Origin of the sequence: Agrilactobacillus fermenti (assembly GCF_047943045.1) — a bacterium.
Lineage (GTDB): Bacteria > Bacillota > Bacilli > Lactobacillales > Lactobacillaceae > Agrilactobacillus > Agrilactobacillus fermenti.
Map to the genome: position 1 here is coordinate 1405380 of NZ_CP181347.1, position 17780 is coordinate 1423159.

At 38.3% G+C, this 17780-nt stretch carries 13 protein-coding genes; 5 read left to right on the forward strand and 8 right to left on the reverse strand.

The genetic code is table 11. The annotated features are described in order from the left end of the window. Nucleotides 1-69: 69 nt before the first annotated feature. Nucleotides 70-1770, reverse strand: coding sequence for an NFACT RNA binding domain-containing protein (locus tag ACNAN0_RS06925; protein WP_230913802.1), 1701 nt, complete (start codon nt 1768-1770; stop codon nt 70-72). A gap of 115 nt (nt 1771-1885) precedes the next feature. Here ACNAN0_RS06925 and ACNAN0_RS06930 point away from each other — a divergent pair, with 115 nt between their 5' ends. From ACNAN0_RS06930 to ACNAN0_RS06950, 5 genes are all read left to right on the forward strand, one after another. Next, the gene (locus ACNAN0_RS06930) at nt 1886-2290 is read left to right on the forward strand and encodes a MarR family winged helix-turn-helix transcriptional regulator (RefSeq protein WP_230913801.1); all 405 of its coding nucleotides are present in this window, start codon (nt 1886-1888) and stop codon (nt 2288-2290) included. Between the two features lie 179 nt (nt 2291-2469). Further along, nucleotides 2470-3756, forward strand: a complete 1287-nt coding sequence (locus ACNAN0_RS06935; RefSeq protein ID WP_416352957.1) for an alkaline phosphatase family protein — start codon at nt 2470-2472, stop codon at nt 3754-3756. 160 nt (nt 3757-3916) lie between these two features. Further along, entirely contained in the window at nt 3917-4780 is an 864-nt protein-coding gene (locus tag ACNAN0_RS06940; RefSeq protein WP_230913799.1) for a DegV family protein, read from the forward strand. A 201-nt stretch (nt 4781-4981) separates the two neighbouring features. Beyond that, nucleotides 4982-5749: a nicotinamide riboside transporter PnuC gene (pnuC, locus tag ACNAN0_RS06945; protein ID WP_416352958.1), complete on the forward strand. Its 768-nt coding sequence runs from the start codon at nt 4982-4984 to the stop codon at nt 5747-5749. A 53-nt stretch (nt 5750-5802) separates the two neighbouring features. Then, on the forward strand, nt 5803-6534 hold the full coding sequence (locus ACNAN0_RS06950) for a deoxynucleoside kinase (RefSeq protein ID WP_230913797.1): 732 nt from the start codon (nt 5803-5805) through the stop codon (nt 6532-6534). Nucleotides 6535-6757: 223 nt separating this feature from the next. Here the strand turns inward: ACNAN0_RS06950 and icd are convergent, their stop codons facing one another. The 7 genes from icd to pflB all read right to left on the reverse strand — a co-directional run bounded on the left by icd (nt 6758) and on the right by pflB (nt 17516). After that, nucleotides 6758-8026, reverse strand: a complete 1269-nt coding sequence (gene icd, locus ACNAN0_RS06955) for an NADP-dependent isocitrate dehydrogenase (protein WP_230913796.1) — start codon at nt 8024-8026, stop codon at nt 6758-6760. Between the two features lie 3 nt (nt 8027-8029). Continuing rightward, nucleotides 8030-9217 (reverse strand): citrate/2-methylcitrate synthase, encoded by a 1188-nt coding sequence (locus ACNAN0_RS06960; protein ID WP_416352959.1) that lies wholly within the window; start codon nt 9215-9217, stop codon nt 8030-8032. A 12-nt stretch (nt 9218-9229) separates the two neighbouring features. Beyond that, entirely contained in the window at nt 9230-11872 is a 2643-nt protein-coding gene (gene acnA / locus ACNAN0_RS06965; RefSeq protein WP_416352960.1) for an aconitate hydratase AcnA, read from the reverse strand. Between the two features lie 347 nt (nt 11873-12219). After that, the gene (locus ACNAN0_RS06970) at nt 12220-13155 is read right to left on the reverse strand and encodes a manganese-dependent inorganic pyrophosphatase (RefSeq protein WP_230913794.1); all 936 of its coding nucleotides are present in this window, start codon (nt 13153-13155) and stop codon (nt 12220-12222) included. A 48-nt stretch (nt 13156-13203) separates the two neighbouring features. Beyond that, a complete protein-coding gene (locus ACNAN0_RS06975) occupies nt 13204-14157 on the reverse strand; it encodes a LysR family transcriptional regulator (protein WP_230913793.1) in 954 nt (317 codons plus the stop codon). Nucleotides 14158-14327: 170 nt separating this feature from the next. After that, the gene (pflA, locus tag ACNAN0_RS06980; RefSeq protein ID WP_416352961.1) at nt 14328-15125 is read right to left on the reverse strand and encodes a pyruvate formate-lyase-activating protein; all 798 of its coding nucleotides are present in this window, start codon (nt 15123-15125) and stop codon (nt 14328-14330) included. Between the two features lie 132 nt (nt 15126-15257). Further along, complete coding sequence (gene pflB, locus ACNAN0_RS06985; protein ID WP_416352962.1) at nt 15258-17516, reverse strand: formate C-acetyltransferase; 2259 nt, start codon at nt 17514-17516, stop codon at nt 15258-15260. Nucleotides 17517-17780 lie beyond the last annotated feature (264 nt).

The following is a 17780-nucleotide window of genomic DNA, read 5'->3' on the forward strand; positions in this document are numbered from 1 at the left end:
TCCAAAAGGGAACACCCTCACCTAACCAAGAGTAGCTCAGGTGCTGGACGCCTTTTGTCTCACTTCCTTTTACAAACGCATTTTGTTGATATCAGTCACTGATGGTGTCACGAACAAAGTCTTTTGCCCTTCATAGATAACAAAACCAGGCTTAGCACCGTTAGGCTTATGAACTTTTTTAACTTGAACATAGTCTACCGGTACAGTCCCAGATAATCTAGATTTAGAGTAGTAGGCAGCTAAAGTAGCGGCTTGAACTAGCGTTTCATCACTGGGCTGATCAGAAGCAATAATCACGTGAGAGCCGGGGACGTTTTTCGCATGAAGCCAAGTATCCGTCTTTTTAGCTTTTTTCAAAGTCAATTCGTCATTTTGTAAATTATTTTTACCCACCAGAATCTTTGTACCATCTGCTGCATGAAAGATTTCCGGCTGACTAACTTTGGCTGGCTTGCCTTTCTGCTTTTTCTTAATGTGTAAGTAACCTTCTCGTTGCAACTCTAGTTTGATATCAGCCAAATCTTTGGGTTCGGCCAGATCAATTTGTGCGAGAATACCCTCGAAATAATCGATTTCAGCTTGGGTTAATCGCATTTGTTCAGTTACATACGCCACTGAATTTTTCAACTTTTGATAGCGAGAAAAGTACTTTTGCGCATTTTCTGAGGGGGTCAACTGATTAGATAATCCAATTTTTAAGGGCGCTTCATTATCATAAAAATTAGGCAAAGAAACCTCAGTCATTCCTTTGTGTAGTTCATGTAAATAAGTCGTTAGAATCTCACCCTTAATGCGCAACTCATCTGCATTCTCAGAAACAGCTAATGTTTGCTGCAATTTCTTGAGTTTTTTCCGATCCTTATGCAACTCAGTATTGATAAAATGAATCAATTCACTGCCTTGCTGCTTAACACGATCTTTTTGGGCTTTTTGTGCATAATAAGCATCCAACAATTCACTCAAACTGCCAAAGGTATGAGCCTCTAAATTAGTCTGCACTTCAAAACTTGTAAAGGTAAAGGGAGTAAAATAAGACTTCTTACTATTTTCATAGAGCGTTGGTCGTGGTTGATGATATTGATGAAAAAAATCAGACCAAATTGATATATTCTTTTCTTTGATTTGATATATCAATTCACTAGCAGTATCGTGTCCCAAGCCTTGAAATTTATGCTGTAATAATTGCACCGGCCGATCAGTCTGCTGTAATTCAATAGCCAACCGTTCTAAAGTTGCAGGTTCAATCTGAAAAGGATCAAGTTTATCTTGATAGGGCGGTTGCTGATAAATCGCCCCTGGCATCAAACCCCGAAAACTGTTTTCACTAGCTGGCACATGCTTTACCAGATCAATAATATGATGATCCTTTAAGTCGATTAAGAAAATATTACTGTGCCGTCCCATTAGTTCTACGATCAATTGTAAATTCTGAAGGTCTCCCAATTCATTCCGTGAAGTGAAAGTGAAATGTATAATTCGATCATTGTGCTGCTGTGTAATTGATTTGATGACGGCGCCATCTAAATATTTCCGCAACGTCATCACAAACTTAGTTGGTACAGCTGGATTACTATAAGGAATTTTAGTAGTTTGAATCCGAGCATAACTTGGGTGTGCCGACAGAAGTAGCATTTGATTTTTACGATTTTTACGAACTGTCAAAATTACTTCGTTTTCATATGGCTGTTGAATTTTATTCAGCTTACCATCTTGAATAGTTGAAACTAATTCAGCAACCATCGCATGTGTAAAAGCACCATCAAAGGACATGAAAGAACCTCCTTAAAATATAAAAATATTGACTTGATTTTTTGGTTCACCGTTACATTGGCGTTCAATTGTACAGTACATTTTTAAAAATGTATACTACATATTGGGTGGTAAAATGGGAAAAGATCTCTTCAATCAACTATATAACGCCAACAAAATTGTTCAATCAAGATTGGCAGATGAATTGAATCAAATTTCACTGTCATATCGCGAATATACAATACTAAAAGCAATTCATGCTAATACCCAGTTAACGCCGATTTTAGCGCAAATGTTAAATCTAAAAAAATCAACTTTATCACGACAATTGAATCAGCTACAAAAAAAGAACTTACTGACGCTTCAAGGGTTCACAGACAGACACGAGAAGAAATTTAAACTAACGACACTCGGCTTAGAACGCCTCACTAAAGCTGAAATCTTTCAAAAAACACTTTATCATGATTACTTCAATCATTGGTCCGATACAGAACTGCGCATGCTGCAAATTCTTTTAGAGCGCTTAATAACTGAAAATTAGTTTCTTGATCAACGCCTCAATAAATATAAAATGCAACTGTTTAGCTGCATTCAAAAACCTATCATATCATAATCTTAAAAAACTTGGTTCATTTCTAAATATCATTCTGTGAGTTTGCTATCGCTGTTACTGTAATTTCAAGGTTATGCTATAATTTATTAGCATTAGGGGGTTTTATCATGTCAGAAAAAATGATTATTATATCGCTGGATGCAATGGGCGCTGACGATTTAACCGCAGATAAATTAAAATGGTTACCAAACTTAGCCAATTTGATTCGCACCGGAACCCATGTCAAAACAGTAGAACCCATTCTCCCCACCTTGACTTACCCATCACATACATCAATTATTACTGGGACTTATCCCAACAAGCATGGTATTATCAACAACGTTAAATTGGAAAGTTTACGCCAATCTCCCGATTGGTATTGGTACCGGAAGGCTGTTCAGGTCAAACCACTTTACGATATTGCCAAAGAAGCGGGGCTGACCACGGCCGCATTTCTTTGGCCAGTTACGGCACGGGCAAAAATCGATTATAACATTGCTGAAATTTTTCCTAATCGCTTTTGGAATAATCAAATCATGGTGTCACTATGGGCAAGTTCGCCTTTATTTGCAATTCAAATGAATACAAAGTTCGGCTATTTACGTCGGGGTATTCGTCAGCCTTACCTTGATAATTTTATAACCGCAGCTGCCGTAGATACTATTAAACATAAACGACCTGATCTAACAATGATTCACTTGGTTGACATGGATGCACATCGCCATCGTTACGGTGTCCGCTCTAAAGAAGCATATCAAGCTTTAAAACGGCTTGATCTAAGAGTTGGACAAATTATCCAAGCCACCAAAGACGCTCATACTTTTGCTAATACAACTTTTGCTATTTTAGGTGACCATTATCAAATTGACGTTACTCATATGATTCGTTTGAATTCACTGTTTCGTGAAAAAGGCTGGCTCCAGCTTTCACCTGATGGGCTAGTTGACTCAGATTGGCAATTATTTGCCAATTCCTGTGATGGCACCACCTATGTCTATACAAGACCAGGTTTTGACAAAACATCAGAGTTATTTGAAATTTTACAAAACCGTCCAGAAATTGATCATGTTTATACTCAGCAAGAAGCGGCAGAAAAGGGTGCTGATCCTAAATGTACTTTTATGTGTGACGCGAAATCTGGTTATTACTTCATTAATAACGCTACCGGTTCCATCATTGAAACCGTGACAGCTGATCAAATCGGTCGTCCTGACAGATATCGTGCAGTTCATGGTTATGCACCTGACAAACCTGATTACCAAACTACTTTAATTTTGAACGGTCCTAAGATCAAAGCAGGGCAGGCAATTCCAAAAGCTAAACTAGTTGACGAAGCACCTACCTTTGCAAAAATCATGGGTTTAACAATGCCAGACACTATCGACGGTAAGCCTATCGAAGCCGCAATACTTTAAAGTTTTTTAATATTGTAATTTTTCATTTGTGCATCAAAGCCTTTAATGCTATCATTCTCTTTATGCGTTTTATAGCATCTACATTAGTCACTTTAATCACTTATAATTACCTATGCGTAACCTACGATAACTATTAAAAAAATAGAGGAAAGATAGCCCTATGAAACTTGCCATCGTTACTGATAGCACTGCTTACTTGTCAGATGAGCTTATAAAAGCCTATGGTATTCATATCATACCCATTCCCTTTATTGTTAATGGTAAGCAATATCAAGAAGGCGTTGACATCTCAACATCTGAATTTTACCATTTGCTAAAAACATCTAGCACCTTTCCATCGACTTCACAGCCACCATTAGGCAAAGTTGCAGCACTTTATCATGAATTAGCTCAGGCTGGCTATGACACCGTTTTGTCTATTCATTTAGCTAGCACGATATCTGGATTTGTTAACAATCTCCAAATGTTGGCTGAAGAAACCAAAGAGATTAAAATAATCCCGTATGATTCACAAATAACGGTTATGTTAATGGGCTCTTTAGTTTTAGAAGCAGCAAAGTTGGCACAAAAGGGGATTGCACTCGATAGAATTATCGCTCGATTAGATGAAATGCGTCAGACCATGAATGAAGTGTTTATTGTCAATGACTTACAGAACCTAGTTCGCGGTGGACGCTTGTCAAATGCCGGTGCATTTGTTGGGACCATGCTCAAAATTAAGCCATTATTGACGTTTGATGATCAAACTCACAAAATTGTTGCCTTTGATAAAGTCAGATCAATTAAGCGAGCTTATAAACACACTGAATCGATTTTTTCAGATGCTCTTGCCAAAGTTGACTATCCAATTCAGGCTTTTATTATTCACGGTGATGATTTATCTGAAGCCCAGCGCTGGCAAACTGATTTACAGCAAAAGTTCCCACAAGTATCATTTCAAATTAGTTATTTTGGACCTGTTGTTGGGACGCATTTAGGGGATAAAGCTATTGCGTTGGCGTGGATACGTAAATATCCAGATTAAGCCTATTTGTTATATCAAACTATTATACTAAAACTCGAGTATCTGAAAAGCTCGAGTTTTTTATTGGCAAATTACAAAAATGAAACCCAATCTAAATTTTTTACTATATATTGACTTTTACAAAAAAATGAATCAATATATAGTATGTTGTCTGTGTGACAGCCGCTATAAATAAAATTTATATGGATTGAGGGATCTATTTTGCAAATCATTACTGGTTTAACATCACTTCCAAAGAAATTTAAGGAACATATCTTATTAGATTGGCATGGCTGGGCACTTCAAAGTTATTTGTTATTCGCTTTTGGGGTCGGTTTTCTGATTGGAATGCAGCTGATCAACCCCAAAGCAAGTTGGATTTCAACTATTGCTGGTGTTTTAGGTATGGCCTGTGTCCATTTGATCACATCGCGTAAATGGCTAAATGGCTTGTTTGGCTTAGCATCAGCCGTAATGATTATTTTGACGGCTATTCCTAATACAAATTATATGGAAATTGTACTTCAAGGTACCTACATCATTATGTTGGATTTACCAATCCTATTAGGTACAGAATGGGATAAAGATGCAAAGTTACGTCATTTCAGCGATAGTAATAAAACAATTATGGTAATAAAATATGCCGTCTTAACATTGCTTGTTTGGGGCATCGGTTATCTATTGATTGCCAACTTTACAAATGATGCGCGCCCAGCAGTAGACGCACTCAGCACAGCGATTGGTTTAGTCGCAACATGGCTTTGTGTTCGGCGTTTTCCAGAGCAATATTATTTCTGGTTTGCTCAAGGTGTAATGTCCTTAATTCTTTGGACAATGACGGCTCTACATAGTGGATCCGGCGATTGGGCATTGGCCGTTACTTATAGCATCTATGTAGCCAATGATTTAATTGCCTTCTTTAAATCCAACTGGTTTGAACATCGTAGCAAAGTGACAGCAACAACTGCAGCTAACTTAACTGAAGAATAGACAATGACCAGAATAACTCACAGGCAAATCATAGCGCAAAGGAAGGCAGATGAATGACAGTGCTTGTATTAAGTGGCGTAATTGGTTCAGGTAAGAGCTCATTAACGCGTATTTTATCGAAACATTTGGGTACTCAAGCTTTTTACGAAAAAGTAGATAACAATCCAGTATTACCGCTATTTTATAAGGGTAATGCAATTGCTGAAAAGAAAAGGGCGGCTGGACAATTAGACGCTACGAATCCGTATACCTTTTTATTGCAGATATATTTTTTAAATACCCGGTTCCATTCAATCAAAGCGGCACTCACAGACGATAATAATGTATTGGATCGTTCCATTTATGAAGATCAGATCTTTATGAAGATGAATACTGATCAGGGTAATGCGACCAAAGAAGAATATGCAATCTATTCCGATCTGTTAAATAATATGATGGAAGAACTAGCTGGCATGCCAAAAAAACACCCGGATTTATTGATCAACATTAATGTGTCGTATGAAACTATGATTCAACGTATTCAAAAACGCGGCCGTACTTATGAACAATTAAATCAAGATCCAAGTTTAGCTGGTTATTACAAAACATTGATTCAATATTATGAAAAATGGTACCAACAATATGACGCCTCAGACAAAATTCAGATTGATGGTGATCAACTAGATTTTGTCGATAATCAAAGTGATCAAGAACAAGTTTTAAAATTGATCGATGATAAATTGCGAGACTTAGATCGATTACCAAAAAATATTATTGAACCGATACAAGTTCAAGCAGCTGAATAATCATCAAAAAAATAGATAGACTAGAAATATAAATTTCTGATCTATCTATTTTTTATTTTAGTGCCCAATTTTTAATGCCAAATCACTAAATGATGTTGACCTCATTCAAAACCAAGTGGGGTGGCATCATTAAGATGCTAAAAGTACAAAATAATAATTTTAATTTACATAATATATATTAAGCGAAGTTAAGCAAAAACAACAAAAATGCTGTTTTTTACAGCTATTTTTGTTGTGCAATCAACTGCACTAGATAATTGCCATAGTCACTGGTACTTAATTCATGAGCGTCGGCAATTTTCTGTGCAAAATCCCACGTAACTTGTTTGTGCTCTATAGCTTTGGCAACTGCAGCTCGTATATGCAGACTGACTTCTGGCCAACCTAAATAATCAAACATCATTGCACCTGATAAAATAAGCGATGTTGGATTTAATTTATTCTGACCAACAAATTCAGGCGCTGTACCGTGAGTTGCTTCAAATAAACCATAACCAGTTTGATAATTGATATTTGCACTTGGCGCAATGCCAATACCGCCAACTTCAGCCGCTAAATCATCAGAAATATAATCACCATTTAAGTTACAAGTCGCTATCACGTCAAATTGCTTTGGATCAATCAAGGCTTGCTGAAAGAAATTATCGGCAATTATATCATCGATGTAAATTTTACCTTGTGCCTGTGCTTGCTTTAATGCCTTATTCGCAGCATCTAAGGACTCAGTTGCCTTAAGCTGCTGCCACACTTGCTTAGTAAAAACCTTATCAGCATAGTTTTCACTAGCAATTTCATAGCCCCAATTTTTAAAAGCACCTTCAGTATATTTCATAATATTTCCCTTATGTACTAACGTGATTTTATGGCGTCCATGACTTAGCGTATAATCAATTGCTGCCGCAACAAAACGTTGACTGCCTTCTTTTGAAATCGGTTTAATACCAAAATTACTCGTCTCAGGAAAGCGAACTTTAGCTAATTGCTTTGTTTTAGCCAAAAAATCTTTCAATGCTGCTGTTTGATATTCATATTCGATCCCAGCATAAATATCTTCGGTATTCTCCCTAAAAACGACCATATTAACGTTCTCAGGATGTTTTAGTGGTGACGGTGTCCCTGGATAATATTGAATTGGGCGCACACAAACATATAAATCTAGTGCTTGACGCAATTTTACGTTGATTGAACGATGACCTGTACCTACCGGTGTTGTTAATGGGCCTTTAATGCCGACATGAGCCTGTTTCAATGCCTTCAAAGTATCGTCAGGTAACCATGAACCAGTTTGCTTAAATGCGGTTTCACCAGCACCTATGCCCCACCACGCTACCCTTTTTTGCCCTTTAAACGTGGCTTTAACGGCAGCATCAAAAACTGGACGGGCAGCTTGCCAGATTTCTGGCCCAATGCCATCTCCTTCAATATATGGAATAATCGGTTGATTTGGCACATTCAAATGTCCAGCCGAAAACGTAATATAATCTCCAGTCACGCTTTATGCCCCCTGCTGTTTATTTTTTGCGTTACGAATAATCACTGCTTTTGCATCAAATTCACCTGGCTTAAATGTCGGTTTAATCACTTGATTTCTCTTACCAATATATTCAGAACTTGGCCGAATCAGCTTATGTACCGTCCGTTGTTCATGAATATGCGCTAACCAACCACCAGTACGGCAAACGGCAAATAGTAGCGTAAAAACATTTGCTGGCAACCCTAAACAGTGGTAAATTGTGGCGGTATAAAAATCAACATTTGGCTTTAAATTTAAACGATCCGCGACTACTTGACATACCTGTTCAGAAAGCTCAAACCATACCCTTTGATGGTTTAATTTGGTAATCTTTTCAGCACTCTGTTTTAAATAGGTTGCCCGTGGATCGCCATTTTTATAAATTCGATGACCAAAGCCCGGAATTTTCTCTTTGCGATTTAATTTCAGTTGAATAAAATCTGCAACCGTCGTTTCGGTATCGGTTACTGCTTGCTTCAATTCTGAGAGCATTTCAAAAACTGCTTCATTAGCCCCACCATGTAATGGACCCTTAAGCGCACAAACAGCAGCTGTCAAACAACTTACCGTATCTGACTCCGTACTGGCCACAACCCGACTTGTAAAAGTTGACGCATTTAGATCATGATCGGCATGCAAAACCAAAACACGATTCATGATTTGTGTCTGTTCAAGTGTTGGTAACGCACCAGTCAATAAGTAATAAAAGTTCTGTGCAACGTTTAGTTCAGGTTTCGCAGCCAATGGCGTACGCTGTTGTAAAAAAGCAATAATTGTCGTCACTGTCGTCAACATGTGACCCTGTAACCAAGCATTTTGCGCTTCAAATTGGTTCGTTTGATCGCCCGGGGTAAACATAGAAACTGCCGTTCTTAAAAGTGCCATTGGGTGTGCTGTTGGATGATTGTGACATAGCTGATGTAGTTCATTGATAAAACTTGGCGTCAAGTGCATGCCTTGATACAGCTCATGCTTAAGACTTTGTAGCTGCTGCTGATTTGGCAGTCCTTGATGCCACAGTAAATATAAGACAGCTTCATAGGAAATCCCTTGAGCGATCAAATCATCGATGGCATAACCACTATAAGCTAAATTATTGTGTTTGATCAGTGTGATCTTAGTTTGAGCGCAAACAACATTTGTTAAACTACTAGGTACGGTTATACGCATAGACCTAACCTCCTATAGGTGACATGTCTGCCGAATAATCATTGGTAGAATACCATCATTTTCATAATAGGTTGCATCACTTGGTGTATCAAAACGGATTCGGGTATTAAAAGCCTTACTAGACTGCGATTCAAACGTATCCGTTGCGATGACATGTGCTAAGTGATGCGCATTATCTAAAGTTATTTGAAATGATTCACGGCCAGTCAAGCCTAATGTTGTCGCATCTTCATCAGGCATAAATTCAAGTGGCAAAACACCCATCATTACTAAATTTGACCGGTGGATTCGCTCAAAGCTCTTGGCAATGACCGCTTTGACCCCAAGTAGTTTGACACCTTTAGCTGCCCAATCTCGTGATGAACCCATGCCGTAATCCTTACCCGCCAAAATCACCAAACCATTACATTGCTGTGGTGGCAATTGTTGATATTGCTGAGCAGCATCATAGATATCTAAAACTTCTCCAGTTGGCCAATACTTGGTATAGCCACCTTCTTTGCCAGGCACAAGCTGGTTTTTGATACGAATATTTGCTAATGTGCCGCGAATCATCACTTCATGATTGCCGCGGCGTGAACCGTAAGAGTTAAACTCACTTGGTTGGACCCCTTTAGCTAATAAATAGCGTCCAGCGGCTGTTTGTTGACCAATAAATCCAGCTGGAGATATGTGATCTGTTGTGATCGAATCGCCTAGTTTTGCTAGTACTCGCAAATTTGTTAGCATATCTGAAGTGCCCTGTGTTGCAGTATCCGAGTTCAAATGATCGAAGAACGGTGGTGCTGCAATATAGGTGGAATCCTTCTGCCAAGGAAAAGTTTTAGTCGGTGCAATTTTCAACTGCTGCCAAAGTTGATTGCCTTGTAAAATATGCGCATAGTTCTTTTGAAAAATAGCCGGCTTCATAACTTGTTTTACAAGTAAGCTAATTTCAGTTGGTGTCGGCCAAATATCTCGCAAATAAATCGGTTGCTGTTGTTGATTCGTACCAATCGGCTCTTGAGTCAAGTCAATCGCTAATGTCCCTGCTAACGCAAAGGCAATAACTAACGGTGGTGAAGCTAGATAAGTATCTTTGATCAACGGATTTACTCGGCCTTCAAAATTACGATTACCACTTAAAATACCCGCCATAGGAAACGTACTCGTCTGCAGCGCTTGTATCAATTCTGGTTTCAAATCGCCTGAATTACCAATACAAGTCGTACAACCATAACCAACGAGCTGAAATCCAAGTTGATCTAAATAAGGTGTCAAACCAGCTTTAGCCAAATAATCTGTTACGGCACGTGATCCTGGTGCTAATGAAGTTTTAACATAATCAGGAACCGTTAAACCAGCTTTGACGGCATTCCGTGCTAAAAGGCCAGCTGTGATCATCAATGCAGGATTAGAGGTATTCGTACAGCTGGTAATTGCAGCGATGCCAATTGCACCATACTTCAGTCGTTGTTTACCCTGTTTTGTCTCAACCGTTAACGTGTCGTGCGGCTCGGTTTTAAACTGCTGTTTAAGTTGCTTTAAAGGCACCAAATCTTGTGGTCGCTTAGGGCCAGCCAAACTAGCCCCAATTTGACTCAAATCAATCGTCAGAACTTGACTATATTGCTGTGTTAAATCACCTGTATCCCATAAATGATTTTGCTGTGCATACGCTGCAACTAAGTCAATCTGGGTTTGTTCTCGCCCCGTTAGTGTCAAATAATCAATGGTTTGCTGATCAATCGGAAAATAACCACAAGTTGCCCCATATTCAGGTGCCATATTGGCAATTGTAGCTCGATCAGCAACCGGTAGATGCCGCAGCCCATCCCCAAAAAACTCTATAAACTTACCCACCACATTTTCCTGGCGCAATCGTTGCGTGACGGTTAATGCAAGGTCAGTAGCTGTACTTCCATCTGGTAACTGACCTTTTAAATATACGCCAATGACTTCAGGAATAGGATAATAAGTTATTTCTCCTAACATACTTGCCTCAGCTTCAATACCGCCAACGCCCCATCCTAATACACCTAACCCATTCGTCATTGTCGTATGTGAATCTGTCCCTACAACCGTGTCAGGATAAACTAAAGTTTCGCTATGATTTGTTTGTGTCATAATTACTTGAGCAATATGTTCTAGATTAACTTGATGAATAATACCGTTATCCGGTGGAATGATCGTTAAATTGTCAAAGGCTTGCTGAGCCCATTTTAAAAATTGGTAACGTTCTTGATTGATCTGAAATTCTCGCCGCTGATTTTTTGAAAATGCTGCGGTTGAACCGGAAAAATTGACCTGAACAGAATGATCAATAATCAGATGGACTGGCACTTCTGGATCAATTACAGCCCCATTGCCCTTCAAAGCTTGAACCTTGTCCCGCATGGCAGCTATATCTACTAATGCTGGGACACCGGTAAAATCTTGAAGTAAGACACGCTGAGCTTTGAATGGGACGTCCGCCTTATGGTTTTGATCCCAGTTCAGCAAATTAAGTGCCGCCTGTTGATTGTTGGCATCATGCCGTAATACCATCTCTAATAATATTCTAATCGTATAAGGTAATTTAGTAACCGTTGTACCATGGTCAGATGCGAACTGTTCAATATTCCAATAAGTCATTACTTGATCATGCCACGGAAAAGTATCTTTATATGATTTCATGTAAAGCCACCTCCATAAATTAAAATTAGAGATTGATTATATTGTTATTAATATATAACCATTTTCACATCTTTTTAACATTTGTCAAGTTGTTTTTAAATAATATGTTAGTAAACATTACATGCCATTATTTGAACTGGTACTTTCAACAATCAGTTCCGATTGTTTAGATAAAAAGTGACGCGTAAATTTTTCAATTTCTTCTAAAAGCCTTTTATTTCTCTAATCTAGAATTAATTTCAAAAACAATTGTTAACAATAATAACATTAATTTTGGTAAAAAAATAAGTATCCTAAAAACGAATAAATGCTTTTAGGATACTTATTAAGATTCTAAATCAAAATACTTAGTTAAAAGCTTCAGTTAACGGTGGGACAACTTGTTTTTTCCGTGAAACCACACCTGGTAGACTAGCTTTGTCATCTTGTAACTGTGTTTTAAATGCTTTGGCAACCACAGCTTTATTAGTCTCATCACCAATAGCCAATAATTCAGAGTCACTATTCAAAATGTTCGTGATCAACAAAATAAAAAGATCATAACCTTTGTTCATGCTTTCTGTAGTCATAGCTTGGCGTAGTTCAGCCTCACGCGTTAAAACATCTTTGATATCTACCGTATTCACTTGAGCAACACGTACTTGGTGACCATTCATATCAAAGCTTTTAGCATCCAAATCAACAAGCTCTTCAGCCGATTTTTTGCTTAAATCAGTCCCTGCCTTCAGCATCTCCAAACCATAATGCTCATAGTCGTCCATACCAGCTAGTTTAGCCAAGTCCTCAATAGCTTTCTTGTCATCAGGCATTGTTGTTGGCGATTTTAACAGCAATGTATCAGAAATGATTGCTGAAACCATTAAACCAGCAATTTTGGCTGGGATCTTAACTTTTTGTTCGGCGTACATTTTCCATAAGATCGTGCTCGTGCACCCCATTGGTTCAGCCCGATAATATAAGGGATCTGTAGTATTAAAATCATCGATTCGATGATGATCAACAACATGAGTTACTTTCACATCCGCAATATCAACTGCACTTTGTTGTGGTTCATTATGGTCTACCAACATGACCTGATCTACTTCTGAACTCACTTTAGAAACTACTCGAGGGGCCTTTTGATCAAAATGTGCTAAAACATATTTAGTTTCGTCATTAGGTTCTCCTAATGCAACAGCTTCCGTATCATAACCTAATTGATTTTGGAAATAGCTGTATGAAATTGCTGCTACAATTGCATCAGTATCTGGATTTTGATGTCCAAAAATTAATTGCTTTACCATGAAAACGCTCCTTTATACCTTTGTCATTCACAACTACCATTATAAGACTTAACGCCCTTGCAAGCGAGTATAATAGTCACTTTCACTAAAATAATTATCCCATTCCTTGAAGAATTGTTGAATTCTAGGAATAGCAGTTTTATCTTTTCGAAAAACAAACTGCATCTGGAAAGTAATTGGCGGTTCAAATGGCAGTGCTGACTTTTCAAACTCAGAACGGTGTGCTTTAAAGAAACTATCTGGCAAAGCAGTATTCACATCAATTGCCTGACTAAATTTCATCAACTGAAATGGTGTGGTAAATTGTGCGGCACTACGTGGTCGGTCCACTAATTCATTCTTGTAAGCTTCAGCAACAATGTGTGATAGATAGTAATCGTCTGGATAAGTGACCCATTGCTTATCCAAGGTATCTTGATAATGAACAGTTTTTTGTCGGCTGCTAATGTCTGGATTGTTATGCACAAAAAGCAGTTGCTCTTCAATGATTTTCTTAGTCGCATAAGGCTTCCAGTTTTTTATAGAGTCATCTGGCAGGTACATCACAGCTAGATCCACTAAATTATTCTCCAACGAATCCCAGATCTCTTTACGTGTCATTAACCTAAATGAAATTTCAATATTAGGATTTTGTTTAATATAATGAATAATAAAGTCTTCAAAAACAGAGCTCTCCATAGAAGACAAAAAGCCAATACTGATTTTGCCATTCGTTGCAGTTGTCGTCTGTTGAATCGCATCTGCAGCATCATTCAACACGTCATAAATTTGATGTGTTGCTGCCAGCATCGTCTTGCCTGCCTCGGATAAATGTAATTTCTTGCCAACAGAATAAAATAATGGGGCGCCTACAGTACGTTCTAGCTTTTTAATCTGTTGTGTCAGTGCTGGTTGTGTAATACCTAGAATTTGTGCTGCTTGCGTATAATTCATAGTTTCTGCAAGTTGCAAAAAATAAGTTAAAGTTTTAGAAGAAAAAATACTTTCTTGCTTACTTTTCAAAACGGTAAACTCCCTTCAAGAAGACGGCTAACAGTCAATCATTATCAAGCAGAATTAAATTTTGTTGTCTATTTACTCGATAATCTAATCATAATGAAATCAATAAAAAAGAGCAACCTATTCGTTGTTCTTTTTTATAACTTTATAATTTTTCAATATATCAAACTCAATCAACGAACTTTATAACCAGTGTAAGCTTTAGTATCTAATAATTTCTCCGCATTGGCAACACGCTCAGCCGTTGGTGGTTCGATGCCTTCTAAGGGATAATGAATCCCCAAATTTTGATATTTACTAACACCCATTGTGTGGTAAGGTAACACTTCAACTTTATCGACTGTCTTAATTGTTTTAATATAAGCACCTAATTGCCGCAAATAGTCATCATAGTCCGTTCGTTCTGGTAAAAGTACGTGCCGTATCCACATATGATAACCGTTATCTGACATGTATTGAATCATACCCAAAATATTTTCATTAGTCCAACCTGTCAATTTTTTGTGTTCTGCAGCATTAATATGCTTAATATCAACTAAAGAAACATCGGTGTATTGCATTAATTCTTGAAACTTACTAAAGAAAGGTTCTTTATAAGAAAATGGCTGGCCACAAGTATCTAGACAAGTATTGACGCCTAATGCTTTCGCCTTTTTAAATAAATCCAAAATGAAGTCGATTTGAAGCAAAGATTCACCACCGGATACAGTAATACCCCCTTTTTTACCCCAAAAAGCCTTATACTTCATAGCCTCTTTCAACAGATCATCGGCCGTCCATTCAGTCCCAACGCCAATATTCCAAGTATCTGGGTTATGACAAAATTGACAACGCATTCGACAGCCCTGTAAGAAGGCCACGAAACGAACACCAGGTCCATCAACAGAGCCAAATGTTTCGATAGAATGTACATAGCCTAAAACCGGTTGTGCTTTATCAGTTGTCATTTGAATATCTTTTTCAGCTAACATCTTAATTTCCTCCTTAATGAGGCTTCCTACTAAAGCAGACGACTTGGCTGAATTCAAACGAGTGTCATCTGTTTTAGTAGAAAGCGGATAAGTCCCCTTATCCGCCCTCTCAAACTAATTTTATGCTGCTAATTACATAGATTCGAAGAATGTTCTAGAAATAACGTCATCTTGTTGTTCCTTAGTTAAATCAGCAAAGTAGACACAGTAGCCAGAAACACGAACGGTTAATGTTGGATATTCTTCTGGGTGTTTTTGAGCATCAATCAAAGTGTCGCGGTTAAAGACATTAATGTTCAAATGCATCCCATTATTTTCCATATAACCATCAACCATGTTTACCAAAGCATCTTTACGATCTTCATCGTCGTGACCTAATGTGTTTGGTGTGACACCAAATGTATTAGAAATACCATCAGTGGCATATTTATAAGGAATTTTAGCGGTTGAAAGTAGTGATGCCAAAGCGCCGTTCTTTTCAGCACCATAAGCAGGATTCGCACCAGGAGAGAATGGTTCACCGGCTTGACGACCATTAGGTGTTGTCCCAGTGTTTTTACCATAAACAACGTTAGAAGTAATGGTCAAAACTGACGTAGATAACTTAGACCCACGATAGAGATGATGTTGATTCATCTTGCTGTAGAATGTCTTAACTAACCATTTTGCAATATCGTCAGCGCGGTCATCGTTGTTCCCATAACGTGGGAAGTCGCCTTCAGCTTTGAAGTCGACAGCAACGCCATTTTCGTCACGAATAACTTTAACTTTACCGTACTTAATAGCAGAAATTGAGTCAACAGCATGAGATAAACCAGAAATACCTGTAGCAAAGGTACGATCTAGGCGAGTATCCTTAAGTGCTAATTGAGCTGATTCATAATAGTATTTGTCATGCATATAATGAATGGTATTCAACGCATTGACATAAACATCGGCTAACCAGTCCATCATCTTGTCGAATTTACTGATAAATTCATCATAATCAATGTATTCTGACGTAATTGGTTCATAAGCAGGGCCAACCTGAGCATCTGCAATTTCGTCTTTACCACCATTAATGGCATAAAGAACGGTTTTTGCCAAATTTGCCCGTGCCCCGAAGTACTGAACCCCATCAGCGATAGGTTGTGCTGAAACACAGCAGGCAATGCCATAGTAGTCTGTACCCCATTGATTACGCATCAATTCGTCATTTTCATATTGAATCGTCGAGCTCTTGATAGATACTTCTGTGGCATAGCGCTTGAAGCCTTCTGGCAACCGATCTGACCACAATAATGTGATATTTGGTTCTGGTGCGGCACCCATATTATCTAACGTCTTTAAGAAGCGGAAGGCTGTCCGTGTCACATGATGGCGACCATCCATACCGATACCAGCCATAGACAATGTTGCCCAAATTGGATCACCAGAGAATAAATCATTGTATTCTGTTGTTCTGATGAAACGAACCATCCGCAATTTCATTGTAAAGTGATCAACTAATTCTTGAGCTTGTTCCTCGGTTAAAATACCACGATCCATATCTCTTTGAATATAAGCATCGATCACCGTATCGATCCGACCAACAGACATAGCCGCACCATTTTGCGTCTTAATAGCAGCTAAGTAACCAAAATAGATCCATTGAATGGCTTCTTGTGCATTGGCAGCTGGCCGTGAAATATCATAGCCGTAAGCAGCAGCCATTTCTTTCATTTCGTTCAAAGCTCGATATTGTTCTTGAACTTCTTCCCGCAATTGGATCACATCATCAGTCATCTCACCGTCACCAATGTGGGCAAAATCGTTAGCTTTTTCAGCCATTAAACGGTCGATCCCATAAATCGCGATACGCGGAAAGTCAGATACGATCCGGCCACGACCATAAGCATCAGGTAAACCAGTAACAATCTTATAATGACGTGCTTTACGCATTGCTGGTGTGTAAGCATCGAAAACACCTTGGTTATGTGTTTTACGATCTTCGGTGAAGATTTTATGCATTTCTGGATCGGTCTTAAAACCATAAGCCTTTAAAGCATCTTCGGCCATCCGAATACCACCAAAAGGCATAAAGGCACGTTTTAAAGGTTTGTCAGTTTGTAAACCAACAATTTTTTCTAAGTCTTTATTTAAATAGCCAGGGCCATGAGAGGTAATCGTGCTAACCACATTATTGTCAGCATCGAGTACACCGCCCACTTCCCGTTCTTTTTTCTTGAGCGCTAATAATTGATCATTCAACTCAGTTGTTGCTTCAGTTGGACCAGCTAAGAATGATTCATCACCATCATATTGATTCAAGTTCTGTTGGATAAAATCGCGGACATTGATCTCATCTTGCCAGTCGCCACCATTAAACCCTTCCCAGTAGTTCTTGATTTCGTTTTTTTCTAATTGTTTCATATTTTGATACCCTCCATTTTGTGGAATCATAAACAGCAACATATTCACAAGGAACAGCTTTAACGATTAAAGTATAACACATCACAAGTTCTTTGCAAGCCCTTTCTTTGCTTTTGCATAAATATTTATAGCGCTTTCTTGTAAAAGACTGTTAAATCAACTAAAACACCAAATTAACTATCGCTATCATTTAATTGTAAGCAACTAATCTAGCGCATGTCTTCTGTGTTAATACAGAAGACACTTCGTTACTCTTTTACTATA

Bases quoted from the DNA above. Each gene is read 5' to 3' on its own strand.
- ACNAN0_RS06925 (WP_230913802.1), bottom strand. From the start codon at position 1,770: ATGTCCTTTGATGGTGCTTTTACACATGCGATGGTTGCTGAATTAGTT.
- ACNAN0_RS06930 (WP_230913801.1), top strand. From the start codon at position 1,886: ATGGGAAAAGATCTCTTCAATCAACTATATAACGCCAACAAAATTGTT.
- ACNAN0_RS06935 (WP_416352957.1), top strand. From the start codon at position 2,470: ATGTCAGAAAAAATGATTATTATATCGCTGGATGCAATGGGCGCTGAC.
- ACNAN0_RS06940 (WP_230913799.1), top strand. From the start codon at position 3,917: ATGAAACTTGCCATCGTTACTGATAGCACTGCTTACTTGTCAGATGAG.
- ACNAN0_RS06950 (WP_230913797.1), top strand. From the start codon at position 5,803: ATGACAGTGCTTGTATTAAGTGGCGTAATTGGTTCAGGTAAGAGCTCA.
- ACNAN0_RS06960 (WP_416352959.1), bottom strand. From the start codon at position 9,217: ATGCGTATAACCGTACCTAGTAGTTTAACAAATGTTGTTTGCGCTCAA.
- acnA (WP_416352960.1), bottom strand. From the start codon at position 11,872: ATGAAATCATATAAAGATACTTTTCCGTGGCATGATCAAGTAATGACT.
- ACNAN0_RS06970 (WP_230913794.1), bottom strand. From the start codon at position 13,155: ATGGTAAAGCAATTAATTTTTGGACATCAAAATCCAGATACTGATGCA.
- pflA (WP_416352961.1), bottom strand. From the start codon at position 15,125: ATGTTAGCTGAAAAAGATATTCAAATGACAACTGATAAAGCACAACCG.
- pflB (WP_416352962.1), bottom strand. From the start codon at position 17,516: ATGAAACAATTAGAAAAAAACGAAATCAAGAACTACTGGGAAGGGTTT.